Source organism: Plantactinospora sp. CA-294935, from assembly GCF_050936445.1.
Lineage (GTDB): Bacteria > Actinomycetota > Actinomycetes > Mycobacteriales > Micromonosporaceae > Plantactinospora.
On record NZ_JBNJMU010000001.1, the window covers coordinates 6,091,500 to 6,111,896 of the forward strand.

At 71.8% G+C, this 20,397-nt stretch carries 15 protein-coding genes; 13 read left to right on the forward strand and 2 right to left on the reverse strand.

Annotated features, from left to right (window positions below; all coding sequences use genetic code 11):
- The first annotated feature begins 1 nt into the window (after position 1).
- The 12 genes from ACQEVC_RS26965 (at position 2) to ACQEVC_RS27020 (ending at position 15,165) form a co-directional block, all read left to right on the forward strand.
- Positions 2 to 4,474 carry a beta-ketoacyl synthase N-terminal-like domain-containing protein gene (locus ACQEVC_RS26965; RefSeq protein WP_432882696.1) on the forward strand — a complete coding sequence of 1,491 codons (4,473 nt, stop codon included), beginning with the start codon at positions 2 to 4 and terminating at the stop codon, positions 4,472 to 4,474.
- Positions 4,475 to 4,505: 31 nt separating this feature from the next.
- Positions 4,506 to 4,793: an acyl carrier protein gene (locus ACQEVC_RS26970; RefSeq protein ID WP_432882699.1), complete on the forward strand. Its 288-nt coding sequence runs from the start codon at positions 4,506 to 4,508 to the stop codon at positions 4,791 to 4,793.
- The gene (locus ACQEVC_RS26975; protein WP_432882702.1) at positions 4,790 to 5,572 is read left to right on the forward strand and encodes an alpha/beta fold hydrolase; all 783 of its coding nucleotides are present in this window, start codon (positions 4,790 to 4,792) and stop codon (positions 5,570 to 5,572) included. Before ACQEVC_RS26970 ends, ACQEVC_RS26975 begins: the two co-directional genes overlap by 4 nt.
- The gene (locus ACQEVC_RS26980; RefSeq protein WP_432882705.1) at positions 5,502 to 6,479 is read left to right on the forward strand and encodes a hypothetical protein; all 978 of its coding nucleotides are present in this window, start codon (positions 5,502 to 5,504) and stop codon (positions 6,477 to 6,479) included. The genes ACQEVC_RS26975 and ACQEVC_RS26980 overlap by 71 nt, the downstream gene beginning before the upstream one ends.
- A complete protein-coding gene (locus tag ACQEVC_RS26985; protein ID WP_432882707.1) occupies positions 6,476 to 8,212 on the forward strand; it encodes a hypothetical protein in 1,737 nt (578 codons plus the stop codon). Before ACQEVC_RS26980 ends, ACQEVC_RS26985 begins: the two co-directional genes overlap by 4 nt.
- Before the next feature lie 13 nt (positions 8,213 to 8,225).
- A complete protein-coding gene (locus tag ACQEVC_RS26990) occupies positions 8,226 to 9,233 on the forward strand; it encodes an extracellular catalytic domain type 1 short-chain-length polyhydroxyalkanoate depolymerase (RefSeq protein ID WP_432882709.1) in 1,008 nt (335 codons plus the stop codon).
- 491 nt (positions 9,234 to 9,724) lie between these two features.
- The gene (locus tag ACQEVC_RS26995; RefSeq protein WP_432882711.1) at positions 9,725 to 10,816 is read left to right on the forward strand and encodes a sensor histidine kinase; all 1,092 of its coding nucleotides are present in this window, start codon (positions 9,725 to 9,727) and stop codon (positions 10,814 to 10,816) included.
- Positions 10,809 to 11,933, forward strand: coding sequence for a hypothetical protein (locus ACQEVC_RS27000; RefSeq protein ID WP_432882713.1), 1,125 nt, complete (start codon positions 10,809 to 10,811; stop codon positions 11,931 to 11,933). The genes ACQEVC_RS26995 and ACQEVC_RS27000 overlap by 8 nt, the downstream gene beginning before the upstream one ends.
- Entirely contained in the window at positions 11,915 to 12,571 is a 657-nt protein-coding gene (locus tag ACQEVC_RS27005; protein ID WP_432882716.1) for a DNA-binding response regulator, read from the forward strand. Before ACQEVC_RS27000 ends, ACQEVC_RS27005 begins: the two co-directional genes overlap by 19 nt.
- A 515-nt stretch (positions 12,572 to 13,086) precedes the next feature.
- Positions 13,087 to 13,662 carry a hypothetical protein gene (locus ACQEVC_RS27010; RefSeq protein WP_432882718.1) on the forward strand — a complete coding sequence of 192 codons (576 nt, stop codon included), beginning with the start codon at positions 13,087 to 13,089 and terminating at the stop codon, positions 13,660 to 13,662.
- Entirely contained in the window at positions 13,646 to 14,293 is a 648-nt protein-coding gene (locus ACQEVC_RS27015) for an OmpA family protein (protein ID WP_432882720.1), read from the forward strand. The genes ACQEVC_RS27010 and ACQEVC_RS27015 overlap by 17 nt, the downstream gene beginning before the upstream one ends.
- Positions 14,290 to 15,165, forward strand: coding sequence for an SMI1/KNR4 family protein (locus tag ACQEVC_RS27020; protein ID WP_432882722.1), 876 nt, complete (start codon positions 14,290 to 14,292; stop codon positions 15,163 to 15,165). The genes ACQEVC_RS27015 and ACQEVC_RS27020 overlap by 4 nt, the downstream gene beginning before the upstream one ends.
- 442 nt (positions 15,166 to 15,607) lie before the next feature.
- On the opposite strand, the gene ACQEVC_RS27025 is transcribed toward ACQEVC_RS27020, so the two are convergent.
- Entirely contained in the window at positions 15,608 to 16,894 is a 1,287-nt protein-coding gene (locus tag ACQEVC_RS27025; protein WP_432882725.1) for an MFS transporter, read from the reverse strand.
- 102 nt (positions 16,895 to 16,996) lie between these two features.
- Between ACQEVC_RS27025 and ACQEVC_RS27030 the strand changes: the two genes are divergently transcribed.
- Positions 16,997 to 18,112, forward strand: coding sequence for a MerR family transcriptional regulator (locus tag ACQEVC_RS27030; protein WP_432882728.1), 1,116 nt, complete (start codon positions 16,997 to 16,999; stop codon positions 18,110 to 18,112).
- Between the two features lie 129 nt (positions 18,113 to 18,241).
- Here the strand turns inward: ACQEVC_RS27030 and helR are convergent, their stop codons facing one another.
- Entirely contained in the window at positions 18,242 to 20,395 is a 2,154-nt protein-coding gene (helR, locus tag ACQEVC_RS27035; protein WP_432882730.1) for an RNA polymerase recycling motor ATPase HelR, read from the reverse strand.
- Between the last annotated feature and the right edge of the window lie 2 nt (positions 20,396 to 20,397).

Below are 20,397 nucleotides of genomic sequence, written 5' to 3' on the forward strand. Positions count from 1 at the left end.
CGTGACCGGGCCGATCGCCATCGTCGGGATGGCCGTGCTGATGCCCCGGGCGCGGACCCTGGAGGACTACTGGCGCAACCTGGTCGACGGGGTGGACGCCATCACCGACGTGCCGCCGAACAAGTGGGACGCGGAGTTCTTCGACCCCGACCAGGCGCACCGGCCGGACCGGCTGTACTGCCGGCGCGGCGGGTTCGTCGACGAACTCGCCACGTTCGAGCCGCTGCGCTACGGACTCATGCCCGCGTCGGTCCCGGACATCGAACCGGATCAGTTGATCGCGCTGGACGTCGCCGCGGCGGCGATTGAGGATGCCGGCGGGTTCGACCGGCTCCCCGACGGCGACCGGGTCGGGGTGATTCTCGGCCGAGGTGGCATCCTCAGCCCGGCACAGGCCCGCTACGCCCAGCGGGTACGGATGTCCAGCCAGGTGACCCTGGCACTCCGTGAGCTGCTGCCCGACCTGGAGCCCGGCCGGCTGGACCTGGTGCGGCAGCTCTTCGACGAGCGGCTCGGGCCGCACCAGCCGGAGGGCACGATCGGGCTCGTCCCCAACCTGACCGCGTCGCGGATCGCCAACCGGTTCAACTTCCGTGGCGCCGCGTACACCCTCGACGCCGCCTGTGCCTCCTCGCTGATCGCGGTGGACCAGGCGATTGGCGAGCTGTACCGCGGGCGGCTGGACGTGGTGCTGGCCGGCGGTGTGCACCACGTGCACGACATCAGTTTCTGGTCGGTTTTCAGCCAGCTCCGGGCGCTGTCCCGGCGCGGCGAGATCCGGCCGTTCGACCGGGACGCCGACGGGCTCCTGATCGGCGAGGGCACCGGCATCGTGGTGCTCAAGCGGATGGCCGACGCGGTCCGGGACGGTGACCGGGTCTACGCCGTGGTCAGGGGCATCGGGGTGTCCAGCGACGGCCGGTCGGCCAGCATGTTCAACCCGGCCACCTCCGGCCAGGTACTCGCCATCCGGCGGGCCTGGCAGGCGGCCGGGCTGGACCCGACCGCTTCGGACGCGCTGGCGATGCTGGAGGCGCACGGCACGGGTACTCCGACCGGCGACGCGGCGGAACTGGCCACCGTGGCCGAGGTGTTCGGCCCGGACCGGGGCGGAACCCGGCCGGTGATCGGATCCGTGAAGTCGATGATCGGCCACACCATGCCGGCCGCCGGGGTCGCCGGGCTGGTCAAGGCGGTGCTGGCCGTACACCGTGGCGTGCTGCTGCCCACGCTGCACTGCGACCGTCCCCGGCCCGAGCTGGAACGGACGCGGTTCCGGCCGCTGCCGACGGCGGCTCCGTGGGAGGGTACCGGCCCGCGCCGGGCCGGCGTGAACGCGTTCGGCTTCGGCGGCATCAACGCGCACATCATCGTCGAGCAACCACCGGACCCGCCGCTGCGGCGCCGCACCTCCCCGGCCACGGTGACCGTCGAGGAGCCGGAGCAGGTACTCCGGCTGGCCGCACCCGACCCGGCGGCGCTGCGCCGGCTGCTCGACGCCGACGACGCCGAGGTCCGCGCCCTGGCCGCCGCCGGCCCCGCCGGGCAGCGGTGCCGGATCGGGATCGTCGGCCCCACGGCCGACCGGCTCGGCACCGCCCGGCGCGCGGTCGCGCTGGGCCGGGCGTGGCGTGGCGGTCGCGACGTCTGGTTCAGTCCGGAACCGCTGCTGTCCGGCCCGACCCCGGGGCAGCTCGCGTTCGTCTTCCCCGGCCTGGAGGCGGAGTTCACCCCTCGGGTGGACGACGTGGCGGCACACTTCGGCCTCCCCGACCGGGACTGGTCGGTACCGGATCTCGGCCAGCACGGGGTCTGCGTGATCGAGGCGGGCCGGCTGCTCGACGCGGCCCTGCGGCGCGTCGGTGTGCTGCCCGACGCGGTCGCCGGGCACAGCCTGGGCGAGTGGGCGGCGGCGGCGACCACCGGGCAGATGAGCACCGCGTCCGTCGAGGAGTTCCTGGCCCTGTTCAACGCCGACGCGGTCGAGCTGGCCGACTACCGCTTCGCGTACGTCGGTGCCGGCGTCGAGCAGGTGGAACCGCTGCTCCGCGACTACCCGGGCGTACGGATCTCGCACGACAACGCGCCCAGCCAGTGCGTGGTCAACGGGCCGGAGGCGCAGGTGCAGCGGCTCGTCGCCGAGCTGCGCCGTAACCACGTCATCTGCCAGCCACTGCCGTTCCGGTCGGCGTTCCACACCCCGGCGTTCGCGCCCGGACTGGAGGCGATCGGCGCGGCGTTGCGCCGCTGGGAGGTGGGTACCCCGTCCCGCCCGGTCTGGTCGGCGACCATCGCCGCGCCGTACCCGTCGGATCCGGCCGAGGTGTCGGCGCTGTTCACCCGACACATGATCGAACCGGTCCGGTTCCGGGCCACCGTCGCGGCCATGCACGACGCCGGAATCCGGGTCTTCCTACAGGTCGGAGTCGGACAACTCAGCTCGGTCATCGCGGAGAACCTGCGCGGGCGCGATCACCTCGCGATGCCGGTCAACGTGCCGGCCCGGACCGGGCTGGCCCAGCTCCGCCGGGTGGCCACCGCGCTGTGGGTGGAGGGCGCCGACCCGGATCTGACCGCGCTCCCGTCCGCGCCGGGAGGCTCCGCGTCCGGTACCCGGCCGACACCGCCCGCCTCCGGTGGCGGGCCGGCGGCGGGCAACCCGCCGGTACGTCGCGGCGCGCCGGTCCGGCTCGACCTCGGCGGACCGCTGGTGCGGCTCGGCCCCGCCGCGAACGGCCTGCTGGGCGCCGCCGGAGACGGCACCGGGCAGGTCGGTGCCTCCGACGACAGCGCCGCCACGTCCGGCGGGGCGGACGTGCTCAGCACCCTCGAACGGCTGGCCGGGGGTTCGAGCGCCGCCGCCGAGCTGGCCGCGCTACTGAAGGACACGGCACACAGCGCGGTCAGCGTCCTGGACGCCGCGAGCCGGACATCGTCGTACCGGGAGACCGTCCGGGTGTCCCTGGACGACATGCCGTACCTGCGACACCACTGCTTCTTCGTCCAGCCCGACGACTGGCCGCATCCGGAGGACCGCTGGCCGGTCGTACCGGCGACCACCGTCGTGCAGCACATGATGGACGCGGTGGAGCGGGCGGCGCCCGGCGTACGAGCGGTCGCGGTCCGCGACGCCCGATTCCACCGCTGGGTGATCGCCGCACCCCCGCAGGACGTCGAGATCACCGTCCAGCCGGACGGCCCCGGCCGGTACGCGGTCTCGTTCGGCGCGTTCGCCAGGGCCGTGGTGGAGGTGGCCGACGGTTATCCCACGGACCCGCCCCCGCCGCTGTGCCACGACCCGGGCACCGAACGGCCGCCCACGGTCAGCGCCGCGCAGATGTACGCCGAGCGGCTGATGTTCCACGGGCCGATGTTCCAGGGCGTCAGCGAGGTGCACGCGCTCGGCGACATGCACGTGCGGGGCGTGGTGACCACCCCGTCGCCGCCCGGCGCGCTGCTGGACAACGCGCTCCAGCTCATCGGCAACTGGCTGATCACCACCCAGCCGTGGCGCACCGTGGCGCTGCCGGTGGCGCTGGGCCGGGTCCGGTTCTTCGGCCCGCCGCCGCCGGCCGGAAAGGCGTTCACCTGCGTCGCCCGGGTCCGCTCCATCGACGACACCCAGCTCGTGGCGGACACCCAGCTCGTCGACGGCGACCGGGTCTACGCCGTGATCGAGGGGGCGGTCGACCGGCGCTTCGACAGCCACCCCTCGGCCCGCCCGGCGGAGCGCTTCCCGGAGCGGTACCCGATGTCGCAGCGGCAGCCGGAGGGCTGGGCCATGGCCTTCGACGCCTGGACCGACCCGGTGACGCTCGCGATGGCCGCCCGCGGCATTCTCGGCGGCGCCGCGTACGCCGACTTCGAGCGGCAGCCCCCCGCGACCCGTAAGCGCTGGCTGCTCGGCCGGATCGCGGCCAAGGACGCGGTCCGGTTCCGACTGTGGGAGGACGGCCACGTCGACGTGTACCCGATCGAGCTGACCGTCCGCGACGAGCCGGACGGGCGGTCCTGGGTGGACCCGCGACCGGGCCGGGGCATGCCGGAGTGCGACGTGTCGCTGGCGTACTGCGCCGAGATGGCGGTGGCGATCGCCCGGCCACGCGCCGGGACGGCATCACCCGGCGGCCCGGGGGTGGGCATCGATGTCGCCGAGATCGTCGAGCCGCCGCAGAGTACCGCCGGGTTCGACGAGGCAGAGTCCGCGCTGCGGGAGGCCGTGTTGGCGACGGGGGACCGGGCCACCTGGCTGGCCCGGACCCGGACGGCCAAGGAGGCGGTGGCCAGGGCGGAGGGTGCCGGTCCGGACGGCACCGCGGACCGGTGCACCGTCGTGGCGGCCACGCCCGACGAGACCACGGTCGCCGTCTCGGGCCGCACCTACCGGGTCGGGCACCGGACGGTGGCCAACCCCGACGACCTTCCGGCGCGGCGCTACGTCGTGAGCTGGACCTGGGGGCCGGTGTCGGGATGACGGACGAGCCAACGACAAGGGGGAGTACCCGATGATGCCGGCACAGGTCGCCATCCTCGCCGAGGTCACGGACATGCTGCGCGCCGTCCGCGACGACATCGACGCCGAAGTCACCATGGACACCACGTTCCGGGAGGACCTCGGCATCGAGAGCATCGAGATCGTCGCACTCGCCGGCCGGTTGCAGGCCCGGTACGGCAACGCGGTGAACCTGGCCCAGTTCGTCGCCGGCCTGGACCTCGCCTCCATCCGCGACCTGCGGGTCGGTGAACTCGTCGACTACATCGCGGCGGCCCTCGACCGGCCGGTACGCACATGACCACCCTGCGGGTGAACGGCATCTCTCTGCACGTCCAGGTGCTGGCGCCGGTGGCCGAGCGGGCCGCCCCGGCGGTGCTGGTGCACGGCCTGGGCGTCGACACGCTGGCCAGTTGGTACTTCACCCTGGCCGGGGCGGTCAACGACACCGGACGCCGGGTGGTCATGTACGACCTGCGGGGACACGGCCGCAGCGAGCGTCCGGCGACCGGGTACCGGCTCGACGACTTCGTCGACGACCTGGCCGGCCTGCTGGCGGCGCTCGGCGTCACCGGCCCGGTCTGCCTGCTGGGCAACTCCTTCGGCGGGACTGTCGCGTTCGGGTACGCGCTGCGGCACCCGGACCGGGTCAGCGGCATCGTCGCGATCGAGTCGGCGCCACCGACCGAGGAGTGGTTGTCGCGGGCCCGCCGCCGGCTGGAGTTGCCCGCCGGTCGCGAGCGGTACGGCGCCTCGACGCTCGCCGCCGACCTCGGCAGCAGCCGGCCGGCGGATCCGGCGGAACTGGCCGGGATCACCTGCCCGGTCCTCTGCGTCTACGGCGCGGAGTCCGGTCTCGCCGCAGCCCTGCCGCGGATCCGGAACTGGCTGCCGCAGGCACGCATGGCGGTGGTGCCCGGGCAGCGGCACACCGTCCTCGTCGACGCGCCCGCAGCGGTACGCGAGCTCGTCCTGCCCTGGTTGGACACCCTGGAGGGGAGGCATCCGGATGACCGCACCGATCTCGGGGCGCTGGATCATCATCAGCAACGGCCGCTGCGGCTCGACACTGCTCTCTGACCTGATCGCCGATCAGCCCGACACGCTGTCGGTGCAGGAGTTCTTCATGTCGACCGTACCGGCGACGAAGAGCGACGCCGTGCTCGCCGGTGCCGAATACTGGGCGCTGCTGAGCAGTCCCAAGCCGGACCTGGCCGAACTGTTCCGGATCGGCCTGCTGCCCCGCGAGGTGCGGTATCCGGCGGACGGCCGCTGGGCCGGCGAGCTGACCGCGCTGCCGGGCATCCTGGCGGTGACCCTGTCGAAGATCTCCGACGACCCGGACGCGCTGTTCGACGCGCTGGCCGCGCGGGTGCCGGGCTTTCCGCGCCAGCCGGTGGGGCGGCACCACGAGATGTTCCTCGACCTGCTGACCGTGCTCACCGGACGGCGGCGCTGGGTCGAGCGTTCCGGCGGCTCCAGCTATCTGGCGCCGTACCTGCTGCGGGCCTTCCCGGACGCCGGGTTCGTCTATCTGACCCGCAACACGTCCGACACGGCGCGGTCGATGAGCCGCCACTCGTCGTTCCAGATGATCCAGCTCCGGGCGGAGTTCCTGGGCCGCTGCGGGGTCGACCCGTTCTATGCCGAGCCGGAGGCGGTACCGGCGGATCTCGCGCCGCTGCTCCCCGACCGGCTGACCGCCGCCGCACTGCGCGAGCGGGGTCAGGACGTGCGCCGCTACCTCTGGCTGTGCGCGTTCCTGACCAACCAGGTGGAGCAGGCCCTCGCCGACGTCGCGCCCCGACGGTTGCTCACCATGCGGTACGAGGACCTGGTCGCCCGACCGGTCGAGGAACTGGGCCGGCTGGGCCGGTTCCTGGAGTTCGAGGACTGGGCCGGTTGGGCGGACGTCGCCTCGGAACGGGTCGTTGCGCCGGCACCCGGCACCCGCCATCAGATCGAGGGAGGAGCAACGGTCTCATGAACATCCGTCGCAGATATCCGACCCGACGACACCGGCTCGGCGCGGTGCTGGCCGTGCTGTTGCTGACCCTGCCGTTCACCGCCACCCCGGCCACGGCCACCCCGGCCCCAGCCGAGCCCGAGCCGGGGCAGCGCGCCTCCGTGACGAGCACGCTGCCGTACCAACTCATCGCCAAGGCGCGCCCGGACGAGTGCTTCAACGGGATCGGCGTGGTCTATCCGGCCGGGCCGCCGTGCGCACAGGGACAGCCGAAGGTCAACCAGGCGTACGTCTGGGGGCTGGCCCAGGTCGGTACCCGGGTGTGGTTCGGCACCGGCGCGAACGTGCACTGCGTGGTGCAGGGCGCGACGCTCGGCGAGCCGCAACCCGTCGCGATCCCGGACTACGTCTGCGAGTACGGGGAGAGCCAGATCGTCAAGCAGAACCCGATCGTGCCGGCGGCCGTCGGCGACCAGCGCCGGCCGGAGGTGTTCTACTTCGACCAGTCGACCCGCACGGTGGTGCGCAAGACCACCGACATCGAGAACGCGTCCGCCGCCGACCAGCTCCGGCTGCGGGCGACGCTCGGACTGCGGGCCGGTGGCGCCTTCAACAACGTGGTGCTCTTCGGTGGCCCCGGACTCAACAACAGCATCAACCTGTTCGCGTTCAACGGCACCACGGGGGCCTTCCTCGGGTCGACGAACCTCACCGCGTACGGCAACATCCGCCACTTCGTGGTGGCCGAGGGCGCCCTCTACGCGGGCGTCGGAATCGGGCGCAACGGCGAGGACGGCGGCCAGGTGCTGCGGTGGACCGGCAGCCTGACCAACCCGTTCAGCTTCGTGACCGTGGCGAACCTGCCGGCGCAGGCCGCCGACCTCACCTACTTCAAGGGCCGGATCTACGTCAGTTCGTGGTCGACCGCGCTGGCCAGTACCCCGCAGCAGACGGCCGGCCTGTGGATGAGCCCGCTGCTGGCCGACGGCCAGCCGGGACTGGTCGCGGGCGACGCGGGTAGCTGGCGGCAGGTCTGGCACGCGCGGATGTACGAGCCGGACCCGGTGATCGCCGGTACCTACGGCCTCGGCGGCCTGGCCGCGTTCGGCGACTACCTCTACTGGGGCACCATGCACGTGCCGCTGAAGTCGGCGTTCGCGCTGCGGTTGCGGTACCCGCAGCCGAGCGACGAGGCCAACTGCCAGCTCCTCAAGAGTTCGCTGCGGGCCGCCGTCGTGTTCCGGGGCCGGGACTTCGGTGCCACGAACCAGCAGGTCGACCTGCTCTACGGCGCCTCGGAACTGTCGGCGTACGACCCGGCGGCGAACGCCGGCGTGGGCGGCTGGGTGAACAGGCCGACCAACTACACCCCGCTGTACGGCTCGCAGGGCATCGGCAACGGGTACAACAACTACCTCTGGAAGATGACCGTGGCCGGCGGAAAACTGTTCATCGGCACGATGGACTGGAGTTACCTGCTCAAGGGGCGGATCGGCAGCGGCCGGTGCGGCCACGACATGGGGGAGTACAACGACTACGGCGGCGACCTGTGGATGTTCAGCACCCCGGACGGGCCGGGAACGCCGGTCGACACGGTCGGGGTCGGCAACTACCTCAACTACGGGATCCGCAACATGCTCGCCGACGGGTCCAGGCTGTATCTGGGCATGGCCAACCCGATGAACCTGCGCACCGACCCCAACGACGCCGTTCCGGAAGGCGGTTGGGAACTGATCGAGATGACCGTCGGGTAGGGCGGGGACCGGCATGGTCGACCGACCGGCATGGCACCGGCGGGTCCGGTCCGTGCTGCCCCCGGTGCTCGTCGCGCTGCTGTTGGCCGGCGGCTGCTGGTCGGCGGACCCGCCCCGCCGGCCCGGCGGATCCCCGCCGGCACCGTCCGGCGGGGCGGCGCCCGAGGGCCTGCCCGCCGGTACCAGCGAGCACACCCTCACCGTGGACGGCCGGCGGCGCACCTTCCGGGTGTACCGGCCGGCCACCCTTGCCCGGTCCGCCCCGGCGCCGCTCGTGGTGATGCTGCACGGCGCCCTGGGCAGCGGTAGCCAGGCGCAGTCGTCGTACGGCTGGAACGCCGAGGCGGACCGCGGGGGTTTCCTCGTCGCGTACCCGGACGGGATCCGGCGGGCCTGGGCGGTCAGTCCCGGCTGCTGCGGCCCGCCCGCCCGGTCCAACGTGGACGACGTCGGGTTCGTCGAACGGATGGTGTCGGCGATCGCCTCTAGGACGCCGGTCGACCCGGCCCGGATCTACGCCACCGGGATCTCCAACGGCGGAATGCTCGCGTACCGCCTCGGTTGCGACACGACCCTGTTCGCGGCGATCGGGGTAACCTCGGCCACCCTGCTGGGCCCGTGTCCGGCGCCAGCGCCGACGTCGGTCATCCACCTCCATGGCACGGCGGACCGCACCGTCCCCTACGGTGGCGGGCCGGGGCGGCGGGACAACGGCGGCCAGGGGGCGATGCCGGCCGACACCGCCGGCCCGGCAGTACCGGCGCTGATCGACACCTGGCGGCGGGTCGCCGGGTGCGGCGCAGCCACGGTCAGCGTCGCGGGCGCCGTGACGACCTCGGCCGCCACCTGTCCGGAGGGGCGAGGGGTCACCCTGGTCACCGTCGCCGGGGCTGGCCACCAGTGGCCGGGCCAGCCGGGGCCGGGCGGCGCGGCGGCACGGGCGCTGCTCGACCCGCCGTCACCGGCCCTGGACGGTACGGCGGTGATCTGGGCGTTCTTCCGCGCCCACCCCGGACCCTGAGCGGCGCCGTCCACCGCCGGGCGCCGTGCCGGGGGCGTGCGGTGCAGACCGGCCGGCGGGTGCGAAGGGTGCTACGCGGGACAGGACGCAGTCGTTGAGGTCTTCCAGCACAGACAGTCGCTGGTCCAGGCGGGTGCGGAGCAGCTCACGGCTTTCCAGGTCGAAGAACGTCGCCGGGACCGTACGGCATCCGGGGGCGCCCTGGTCGACTCCGACGGCAGCAGGTATACCGATTACGACCGTGTCGCGGACCGGTGGACGTACTGACACGGATTCCCAGGAGCTCCGGTGACACTACCGATCGCCAGGCATCGCCCGGCGCTGCCGGCGAGACCGATTGCCGACGCCCTCGTCCGCGCGGTTCTCGGTAAGCACGTCGAGGGCTGGATGCCATGACGGGTCGGTGGTGGTCGCGGTCGTCACCGCTGAAGCCTCGGCCGAGGCTGGCAGTTCCTCCGTCTGGCGGACTTCCGGGTGCGACGGAGGACGGGTTGGGCCGGCTGGGCCGCCGTTATGCCGTCCTCGTACGCACGGCGGTGCTGGTCTGCGCGAGCGGTGCGGCGTTGTTCCAGGCGACCCCCGACCGTCGGTCGCTGGTCGGAGTGGTGGTCGTAGGGCTCGGCACATGGAGTGTGGTGTACGCGCGCTTCGGCTCCCGTGGTTGGCTGCTGCTCGCGGACACGTCCGTGATCATGTTGCTGTGCCTGACCCAGCGGTGGACGGTGCCGCCGGATGCGCTCGGCGACAGCACGAACTGGGTCCTCGCCGTCGCGGCTATCACGGCCGTCGCACACCAGTGGCTCACCAGTGCGGCCCAGGGCGCGCTGCTGACCACGGCGATCGTGGCGGCGCACCTGACCGGGAACGTCCTCGCTTCGTCCGACCCGCCGGCCGGGTCCGTTCCGCTCGGCCTCTGGACCTTCGCCGAGGCCGGGCTGTCCAGGGCGCTGTACCTGCTTGTCCGGGCCGGTGCCCGGCAGGCTGACCTGGCTGTCGCGCGGAATGAACAGGCCCGGCGCGACGCCGCGGTCGCGGCCGCCCGGCGCGTGGACGAACGAGAGCACCTGGCGGTGCTGCACGACACCGCGGCGAGCACCCTGCTTGCGGTCGGCGCGGGCATGGTCGACGGCACGGAGCCGTGGCTCGCCGACCAGGCGGCCCGCGACCTGGAGATCCTCGCCGCACGACCGGACCTCGGCGGCGGTGACGCCGACCTGGTGCGGCTGCTGCACCAGGTGGTGCGGCAGGCGCCGGTCGCGGTGGAGCTGTGCTCGCCGCCGGTGGTGCCGATGACGAGCTTCCGGGCCACGGCGATCAGCGCGGCCGTCCGGGAGGCGCTGACCAACGTGGCGCGGCATGCCGGGGTTGAGTCGGCCGAACTGACGGTGCGGCGTACCGGTGGGTGGACCGTGGTGGAGGTCGCCGATCGGGGCAGGGGCTTCGCGCCGGAGCAGGTACCGGAGCACCGGCGGGGATTGTCGCACTCCATCGGGCAGCGCATGGCGCGGGTGGGTGGGCGGGCGGTCGTGACGTCCCGTCCCGCCGGCGGCGCCCGGGTGAGCCTGGAGGTGCCGGATGACTGAGCCGACGTCGTACCCGATGGCGGGCCGGCTTGTTCGGGGCCTGCGGTTGGCGACCTTGGCCATCACGGTCTCCGTGTTGTTCGGTTTCGCTCTGCCGTTGATGATCGGGAGCCCGGAGACCTACCGCAGCCTGGCGCACCAGGTGGTGGCCTTCACGCTGCTGACCGCTGTCGCCGTCGTGGCAGGTGTGCAGATCCTGCGGGACAGGCCGCTCGGCCGACCGCGCTGGGTGATGTTGGCGGCGGTCTGCGTGGCGGCGGTGTTGGCGACCACCGGGATTCCGCCCGCCGAGCTCATGTCGGAAGAGGAGTGGTCCTACGGTGTGATCGGCTGGTTCGGCCTGCTGGTGCTGATGGATTACAGCACCAGGGCCGCAGCCGTGTTCCTCGGTGCACACACCGTCGCGAGTTTCGGGCAGTTGGCGCTGGTCGGGCAGCAGCACGAGATCGCCGACCTGGTCGTCGTCACCGCCATTGTGCTCGGTGGCGAATTGCCGGTCCTGGCCGGTGCCATGGCGCTGCAGGGCCTCGTCGACGCCGCGTCGGCGGCCGCCGCCGACGCGGAGCGGGTGCGCACCGCCGAGGCCATCGCGGAACACCTGCACGCGGACCGCCAGGTCCGGTACGCCGACCTCGCCACGACCTCCGTACCGCTGCTGGCCGACCTGGCGGCCGGTTCGGCAGACCTGTCCGACGAGCGGGTCCGGGCCGGCTACGCGGTGGCCGCGGCACGCTTGCGCCGGCTGTTCGCCGAGCACGACGAGGTGTCCGATCCGTTGTTGCACGAACTGCGCGCGTGTCTCGACGTCGCGGATCGTAACGGAGTCGCGGTCTACCTCGGCACCCTCGGCACGTGGCCGACGCCGCCGTTGGCGGTACGCCGCGCGTTGACCGAACCGGCGTTGCGGATTCTGGCGGCCGCTGCCGCCCAGGCCCGGGTCACGGTGCTCGGATCGCCGACCAGCGTCACAGTGAGCGTTCTCGCCGACGCTAGGATCGGTGCGTCGGCCGGTGACGCCCCGGAGGCCACGGCCGTCGACCGCAGCGGGGTCACCGTGACCCGGCTGGTGGACGGGCCGAAGGTGTGGGTAGAGGCCACATGGCGCGCGAGGGACTGAACACGGTGGTGGTCATCGACGACCATCCGGCGATCATCTCCGGGATCGCGGCCTGGTGCGCGGCGGCCGACCCGCCGGTCCAGATCGTCGACTCCGGCCGGACCCCTGCGGTGGCGTGGACCGACCCCGGCCTCTCCGCCGACGTGGTCGTGTTCGACCTCCTGCTCAGCGGGCAGGTTCCCGCCTACCCCGACCTGCGGCGGCTGGTCGACTCGGGTCGGCAGGTGATCGTCTACACCATGCGCGAGGACCGGGAAACCATCCTCACCTGCCTCGACCTCGGCGCGTTCGCCTGCCTCGCCAAGACCGAGGGGCCGGGGCACCTGGTCCATGCGATCCACGCGGCGAGCCGGAACCTGCCCTACACGCCTCCCTCGATGGCCCGTGCGATCAGCACGGACACCCGGCCGGACCGGCCGCGTCTGACTTCCCGCGAACTCGACGTGCTGGCCAATTGGTTCGCCTGCGAATCCAAGGAGATGGTGGCCCGCAAGCTCGGGCTCTCCGTCCGAACGGTGAACAGCTACATCGACCGGGTCCGCATCAGGTACGCCGAGGCCGGCCGCCCGGCCTCGACCAAGGCAGCGCTGGTTGCCCGGGCCATCCAGGACGGCCTGGTCCGGTTGGACGAGCTGTAGTCGCAACTGCCCGGACTTGTGGGTCAAATGACCGTCACGGCGGCCTCGGCCCCGCCCTAGCGTTGTCGACAGGTACACCCCCACGCCGAACCGCGGCTCCCCAGGGTACGACGCGTCGCTTCGCCGTCGTGAGAGTTGTCGCCGAGGAGGAACGACATGGTCGCGGACATGACCGGTGACAGATCAGCGTGAGCGGGGCGGTATTCATCACGGTTCGGTCCGGACCGGCGTGGACGTTCCGGCGAAGCTGGGCAGGTTCTCCTCCGGGACTGGAGGCTACCGCAGGGCCGCCGGGGCGTGGGAGGCGATCGGCGAGGCGTCGGGACGGATCGGCAGGAACATCGACCGGGGGAATCGCCTCGCTTCCCGGCCGCGTTCGGACTGATCGGAAGGACGATCCAATGAACCATTTTCAACCTGAACCGTGCGGCGCTCACGCACCGCGTCTGACCTTGCGGCCCACCGCACCGGAAGGGGAGGTTGAGAAAGGTTCGATGCGAATGAGATCCGCGCACGTGACGGCCTTGCTCCTCGCCGCGATCCTGACGCTGGCCGGCTGCACCGGGGACGACGAGCGGGGTTCGGGATCGCCAGGTGCGCAGCGGACGACCGATCCCTCGGGCGAGCTGCCCGGGGGGCCGGGCCGCTCCGGTCAGCTCGGTGCCGTCGTCGCGACGCGGCAAGGATCGGTATCCGGCACCAACTGGTCCAATCCAATCAAGGTCGAGCTGTACGAACTCCGACGTGACCAAGGGTTCGTCACGGTCAATGTCCGGATCACCGACATGACTCCGAAGGGCGGTGGAGGCGTCTTCGGTTGGCGTGCGGCGGACTTCTTCAGCATCGAAGGCTCGGCCGGGACACACGGCTTCGACAGCGTCTATCTGCTCGACCGGAAGAACCGCAAGAAGTATCTGGTCGCACGTGACGCGCACAAAGGGTGCCTGTGTTCCACCAGGCTGGGGATTCATGTGCAGCCTCAGCAGACGATCGGCCTCTATGCCACCTTCGGGGCCCCGCCGGACGACGTGACCGCCGTCGACGTCTACGTGCCGCAGGTGGAGGCGTTCGAAGATGTTCCGCTCGCCTAGCCGCGGACGCCACCTGCCACGCGCCTCGGCGGCCGCCGTCGTCGGACTGCTTGCCTCGGCAGGGCTGCTCGGCCCGGAGCAGACCGGGGTGCGTGCCGCGCCGGCCCCCACTCCGGCTCCGTCGGCATCGGTGCTCGAGTTGGCCGGGGAACCCCCGGTCGGTCCGATCACCAGGCCCGTGGTCGAGGTACAGACTCCGGCGCTCGACGTGTTCTCGGTGACCGGGACGGTACAGGGAGACGAGACCGAGGCCGACTCCACCAGCGAGGTCGAACTGACCCTCGCCGCCGACGTGCTCTTCGCCTTCGCCAAGGCGGAACTGACGCCCGCCGCCCGCAAACGGCTCGACCGAGCCGCCGAGCGGCTGCGTACCCAGGCAGCGGGTTCGGTGCATATCGCCGGGCACACCGATTCGATCGGTACCGAATCCAGCAACTTCGCGCTTTCCCGATCTCGGGCCGAGGCCGTCCGGGCCCACCTCACTGCGCTGCTGGCCGATGTGCCGCTCACCTTCGAGGTCACCGGCCACGGGGAGAGCCGGCCGGTCGCCGGGAACACCACCGCGGACGGAGCGGACAATCCGTCGGGCCGGGCCAAAAACCGGCGGGTGGAAATACGCTACCGGAAATGAACCGCGTTCCGGCCGGCTTCTCGGAAGGGAGTGGCCCTGCGATGGACCAGCCGTACAACGGACGGCTCCGTACGCTGGCGGAGGATTTTCCGCACCTGTTCGAGCTGCTGCCGGGAATGTCCACACAGGAGATCGATGCTGCGGCCGAGCGGCTCGCCGTCGCGCTCCCAGGGGAGGTACGCCAGCTACTCGTCACCAGCAGAGGAATCCGGCTCCGCGGGACGTACGTCGAAGAGCGCTTCGACGATCATGGCTTGCAGCAAGGCTACCTGAGCGCAGGCGTCGGCTGGCCGAGCCGGCCCTGGCCGCTCTCCACCGACGGCGGTCGCGGCTACCAACTGGTTTCGGTCCTGCCGAGCGGGGCGTGGGGTCCCGTGCTGTACACCCACAACCTGCTGGAATACCAACTGCTCGCGACGTCGTTCGACGCCTACCTCGATTGGTATGCGGCAACAGCCCGGTCCCTCGACCTGGGTGAGATCCTCGACGACCTCGGCCTCGACGACCTTCCCGACGATACCGACCCGTGGCAGCACCACGACGTGCGAGATGCCGTCTCCGTCATCTTCGACGACAATCTCGTAGCCGATCCGGTACCCGCTCGGATCTGGACGGTCGCCGACGCGATCAAGGGTCCCGATGCGTGCGTGTCGGAGTGTTTGACGGACCTCGACGATTCCTGGTTGGTGGCCGACCTGCGCGCCGGCGGGCAACCGCTATTGCGTCTCCACTACGGCGAGCGGGACGAAGAGGTACCGGCTCGGTGCAGCGATGACGGCCTGGTCTTCGCCCTGCGGATGCACAGCCCGGAGGAGGTGAGGCAGGTAGTTCAGCGACATCGACCGACTGAGACGGCTCCAGGCGGGTCTTGAAGCCCGGGCAGACAATGGCCGGGGTGTTCGGCGCGTGTCAGGGGCCCGCACGGTCACGCCGCTGACACGCGCAGCTGCCCGGAACGGAGACGGAAAGGCCCGGTCAATTGACAGGTCTCGCAGACCCGGCGTGCGGGTGGGTAGGTCAGACGCTCAGCTTCGCATCCGGCCCGAACCGAGCAGACATCCCTCATTCGCGGCACTACCCAACGCACCGCACCGCCGCCGGTCTCACGCCCGGAATTAGAGCCCTCGTCACTTCTTCGGGTACGGCGTCAGGTCCGTCATCATGGTCACGCCGACGGGCGGGGGAGGTCGTAGAGCAGATGCGTCACACGGTTGCCCGCGGGCTGCGCACGGGTCCCAGAGTGCGGCGGCGTACGGCTGGCTCGCAGCGTCCGATCATGCCGAGAAACGGACGCGTGGACTGCGTACGAGGGCGTCATCGCGGGTGTGGTTCTGGAGCGGATCGCGCATCACGGGCGGACTCCGCGCGGTTGGGGGAAGTCCCAGGGGTGCGGCCCGGCACGGCGACGCGGATCACGAGCGGACCCCGGCGGCCCAGCGTCCACACGGTGAGCGCGCAGCAACAGAGCGCCGCTCCCGCGATCGTGACCGCTGTCCAGCCGCCTGCGGACCAGAGTGCGGTCGCGGTGGCGGAGCCGATCGCAGCGCCGATGAAGTTGCCGGTGCCCAGCGCCGTGTTGAGCCGGCTGCGGGCCTCGTGGGAGAGGGCGAACAGCCGCGCCCGGTTGAGGAGGGCCTGCCCCTGGAGGGCGATATCGATCATGATGATCACGATGACGACGAGCACGACAGACCGGCCGGCGAACGCCGCGCCGACGAAGGCGCCGAGGGCCAGTACCCATGCCGCGCCGGTGGCCGGAAGCGACCAACCGCGGTCGTGCAGCCGACCGGCATGCTGGACAGCGAGGGCACCGGCGAGGCCGGCCAACCCGAACAACCCGATCACCGGCACCGGGTACCGGAACGGCGGACCGCTGAGCAGGAACGTCAACGCCGTCCAGAACAACGAGAACACGGCGAACCCGATGGCCGCGAGGACCAGTGTCCATCGGGCCGCCCGCTCACGCATGACCACCGCGCCGACCGACGCGATCAGCGCCGGGTACGACATGCGCGTCCGCGGTGCCAGCGGTGGGATCGCGCGGTACAGCAGGACCGCGAGCAGGACGGCGACGACCGCGGCGAGGGCGAAGATCGTACGCCAGCCGGCGGCACCGGCGACGAACCCACTGATGGTGCGGGAGGCCAGGATACCGGTGAGGGTCCCGGACCCGACGGCGCCGACGACTCGGCCACGTCGGGCATCGTCGGCAAGGTCCCCGGCGAGCGGTGTGAGGACCTGTCCGGAAATCGTCGTCACGCCGAGCACGCCGAGCGCGAGGAGGAGTAGCCCGATCGATGGCGCCAGCGCGCACAGCAGCAGCGCGGCGGCCGACATCAGCAGCATCACCGGGACGAACCGGCGGCGGTCGACGACGTCGCCGAGCGGCACGAGCAGCAGCACGCCGACGGCGTACCCGAGCTGCGTCGCGGTGACGAGCCAGCCAGCCGTCGCGGTCGTGGCACGTAGCTCGCCCGCGATGAAGCCGAGCAGCGGCTGCGCCCAGTACAGGTTCCCGATGGCCGCTCCCGCCGCCACCGCGAACAGGAACGTCAGCCGGCTGCTCATCTCCGACGGCGGTACCACTCGGGGTGCTGCCACCCTGCCACGCTAAGGCGCGGAATCAAGGCGTCGACCCGGCGGCAGGACGGCCTTACCGCTGCGCTTGACCCTCACGTGGCGTCATGCCGCATTGTCGGTGGCGTGGAAGAGCACCTGACCGTGGGACGCGTGGCCGAGTTGGCCGACGTGAGCGTCCGCACGCTGCATCACTACGACGAGATTGGCCTCGTGCAGCCGTCCGCGCGGACCGCGGCCGGATACCGGGCCTACTCCGTGGGCGACGTGCAGCGACTGCGGGAGGTGCTCGCCTACCGGCGGCTGGGTTTCGGATTGCGCGAGATCGCGGATCTGGTGGACGCCCCGACCACCGACGCGGTCGCACATCTGCACCGGCTGCGCGGCCTGCTGCTGGAACAGCGCGACCGCGCTGCCGCCATGGTGACGGCCATAGACACGGAACTGGAGGCACGGGCAATGGGGATCAGGACGACGCCGGAGGAACAACTCAAGGTGTTCGGCGCGCAGTTGTACGAAGCCATCGGGTCCGCTTACCCGGCGACGCGGCGCACCGAGCCGCGGATCGCCGCGCGCGTCTGGGATGCGCTGGGTGACGCACGGACGGTACTGAACGTCGGGGCTGGCACCGGCTCCTACGAGCCCCCCGACCGCGATGTCACGGCGGTGGAACCGTCGGCGGTCATGCGGGCACAGCGTCCCGCGGGCGCGGCGCCGTGCGTGGCCGCCGCTGCGGAGAGCCTCCCGTTCGAGGACCAGTCCTTCGACGCCGCGGTGGCCTTCAGCACTGTGCATCACTGGCACGACCCGATCGCCGGGCTGCGCGAGATGCGGCGCGTGGCCCGCCGCGTGGTGGTGTTCACACACGACGCCAGTAACGCCGGCTGGCGTCAGCGGTTCTGGCTGACCCGCGACTACCTGCCCGAGGTCGCCGGCCTGGTCGCCGGCCGGCCCTCGGTGGACCAACTGGCCCGCGCGATCGGGGCCCGCATGGAGCCGGTGCTCGTCCCGTGGGACTGCGCTGACGGCTTCTTCGAGGCCTACTGGCGTCGGCCCGAGGCGTACCTGCAGGAACATGTGCGTCGGGCGGTATCGGTATGGACCAGAGTCGGGCCGGAGGCCGAGCAGCGGGCGATAAGCACGCTCCGGCAGGACCTTTCCTCGGGCCGGTGGGCCGAGCGCAACCGCGAACTCGCCGCCCTCGACGCGGCAGAACTCGGTCTCCGTCTCCTCGTAGCCTGACCACCGTGCGATAACGCCGTCAAGCGGTGCCTGAGCTGCGGTGGCCCCCCGACCCGCGGTCCCGGCCGACGCCAGTTGGCCCCGGCTGCCTGCTGTCGTGGGCAGGCGAGATCACTCAACGGGCTGCGGTCACGTGGTCAGGATGACGAGCTGCCGGGTCGCCCGGGTCATCGCGACGTAGCGGTCGACCGCTCCCTCGATACCGTCACCGAATCTCTCCGGGTCGATGAGGACGACCAGGTCGAACTCGAGACCCTTGGCGAGTTCCGGGGTCAGCGACCGGACCCGGGCCGTGTCACGGAATGCCGGGTCGCCGATGACACAGGCGATCCCTTCGGCGTGCGCGGCGAGCCATGTGTCGAGGATCGGGGTCAGCTCCGAGGCGGAGCTGTGCACGACCGGGATGCCGCTGGTGCGGATCGAGGTCGGCACGTTGGCGTCCGGGAGCACGGCCCGGATGACCGGCTCGGCTTCCGCCATGACCTCTTGCGGCGTCCGGTAGTTGATGCTCAGCGAAGCTGTCTCGATCCGGTCGAGACCGGCCCGCCGGAGGCGGTCCTGCCACGACTCGGTGAACCCGTGCCGGGCCTGGGCGCGGTCGCCGACGATGGTGAAGCTGCGCGACGGGCAGCGCAGCAGCAACATCTGCCACTCCGCGTCGGTGAGCTCCTGCGCCTCGTCCACGACGATGTGCGCGAACGGGCCGGCGAGCAGGTCCCGGGCATCGGCGGGCGGCGGCGCGACGCCGTCGGCCAGGGCATCCTGGAGGTCCGATTGGCGCAGCATCGTCATCAGGCCTTCGCCGTCGTCGTGGGCAGCGGAGGCGATCAGGTCGTCGACGACCCGGGCGAGCTGGTCGCGGCCGGCGGAGACGGCGGCATCATGCCGGCGCCGACGTTCGGAGGCCTCCGCATCGCCGAGCCGCTGCCGCGCGGCGTCCAGCAGCGGCAGGTCGGACACCGTCCATGCCTGGGCGTCCGCGCGCTGCAGCTTGCGGATGTCGTCGGTACTGAGCCAGGGGGCGCACTTGCGCAGGTAGGCGGGGACCGACCACAGGTCGCCGACAAGACTCGGGGCATCGAGCAGCGGCCACGCGCGGTGGAGAACCGCGCGCAGTTCCCGGTTCCGCTCCATCGACGCGCGGAACTGGGCCTCCGGCTCGTCGCCGTCGTACTTCTCCAGCAGGATCGTGAGCAGCGCGTCCCAGATCTGCTCGCGCGCCTCGTTGTGCGGCGTGCCCGGATCGGGCGCTTCGAACGCCTCTGCCCAGTCGTCGGCGCTCAGCCGGATGTCGGACCATTCGGTCGCGATCGTCATCCCCTGCGCGGGCGGCTCCTCGTAGAACCGTACGGCCGCCTCGATCGCCGTGACCATGTCCGCGGACGACTTCAGCGCGGCCACCTCCGGGACGGTCTCGGCGACCGCTGCGACGCCCTCGGGTACGAGGTCCCGCAGCGTGCAGGTCTGCACGTCCTCCTCGCCGAGGCTGGGCAGCACGTCGGCGACGTACGCCAGATACGGCTCATGCGGGCCGACGAACAGTACGCCGCCGCGCCGGTGACGGAGCCGGGGATCGGAGTAGAGCAGGTACGCGGTGCGGTGCAGGGCGACCACGGTCTTGCCCGTACCCGGACCGCCGTCGACGACGAGCGCGCCCTGTGATCCGGCCCGGATGATCGCGTCCTGGTCGGCCTGGATGGTGCCGAGCACGTCCCGCATCCGGGCCGACCGGTTGCCGCCGAGGCTGGCGATGAAGGCGGACTGGTCGTCGAGCGCGGCGTGTCCCTGCAGGCCGTCGGGGTTGAACACCTCGTCCCAGTAGTCGGTGATCCTGCCACGGGTCCAGCGGTACCGGCGGCGGCTCGCCAGGCCCATCGGGTTGGCGTGGGTCGCCGCGAAGAACGGCGCGGCCGCGGGGGAGCGCCAGTCGACCAGCAGCCGGCGGCCGTCGCTGTCGGTGAGGCCGAGCCGCCCGACGTAGACCGGCTCGGCGTCGTCCGCGCCGACCATGCGGCCGAGGCACAGGTCCAGGCTGAAACGGCGCAGCGTACGCAGCCGCGCGGTCAGCTGGCGGACCTCCTGGTCCCGGTCCACCGCCTGCCGGCCCTTGCCGGCGGGCGCCTTGCGCGCGGCGTCCAGGCGGGCGGACAGGTCGGTGTACGTCTGCTCCAGGCTCTCCGCCATGGCCGTGAAATGCTGGTCGTCGTCGGCGATCAGCCTCGGGTCGGCCTTGGCCGCGAGGTTGCCGGGCAGGTTGAACACGGCGGTGGTCAGATGGTTCATGT

What these genes read in the sequence shown, in the direction of transcription:
- ACQEVC_RS27000 (WP_432882713.1), top strand. Translation starts at nt 10,809, where the DNA reads ATGACTGAGCCGACGTCGTACCCGATGGCGGGCCGGCTTGTTCGGGGC.
- ACQEVC_RS27015 (WP_432882720.1), top strand. Translation starts at nt 13,646, where the DNA reads ATGTTCCGCTCGCCTAGCCGCGGACGCCACCTGCCACGCGCCTCGGCG.
- ACQEVC_RS27020 (WP_432882722.1), top strand. Translation starts at nt 14,290, where the DNA reads ATGAACCGCGTTCCGGCCGGCTTCTCGGAAGGGAGTGGCCCTGCGATG.
- ACQEVC_RS26990 (WP_432882709.1), top strand. Translation starts at nt 8,226, where the DNA reads ATGGTCGACCGACCGGCATGGCACCGGCGGGTCCGGTCCGTGCTGCCC.
- ACQEVC_RS27005 (WP_432882716.1), top strand. Translation starts at nt 11,915, where the DNA reads ATGGCGCGCGAGGGACTGAACACGGTGGTGGTCATCGACGACCATCCG.
- helR (WP_432882730.1), bottom strand. Translation starts at nt 20,395, where the DNA reads ATGAACCATCTGACCACCGCCGTGTTCAACCTGCCCGGCAACCTCGCG.
- ACQEVC_RS26980 (WP_432882705.1), top strand. Translation starts at nt 5,502, where the DNA reads ATGACCGCACCGATCTCGGGGCGCTGGATCATCATCAGCAACGGCCGC.
- ACQEVC_RS26975 (WP_432882702.1), top strand. Translation starts at nt 4,790, where the DNA reads ATGACCACCCTGCGGGTGAACGGCATCTCTCTGCACGTCCAGGTGCTG.
- ACQEVC_RS26985 (WP_432882707.1), top strand. Translation starts at nt 6,476, where the DNA reads ATGAACATCCGTCGCAGATATCCGACCCGACGACACCGGCTCGGCGCG.
- ACQEVC_RS26970 (WP_432882699.1), top strand. Translation starts at nt 4,506, where the DNA reads ATGATGCCGGCACAGGTCGCCATCCTCGCCGAGGTCACGGACATGCTG.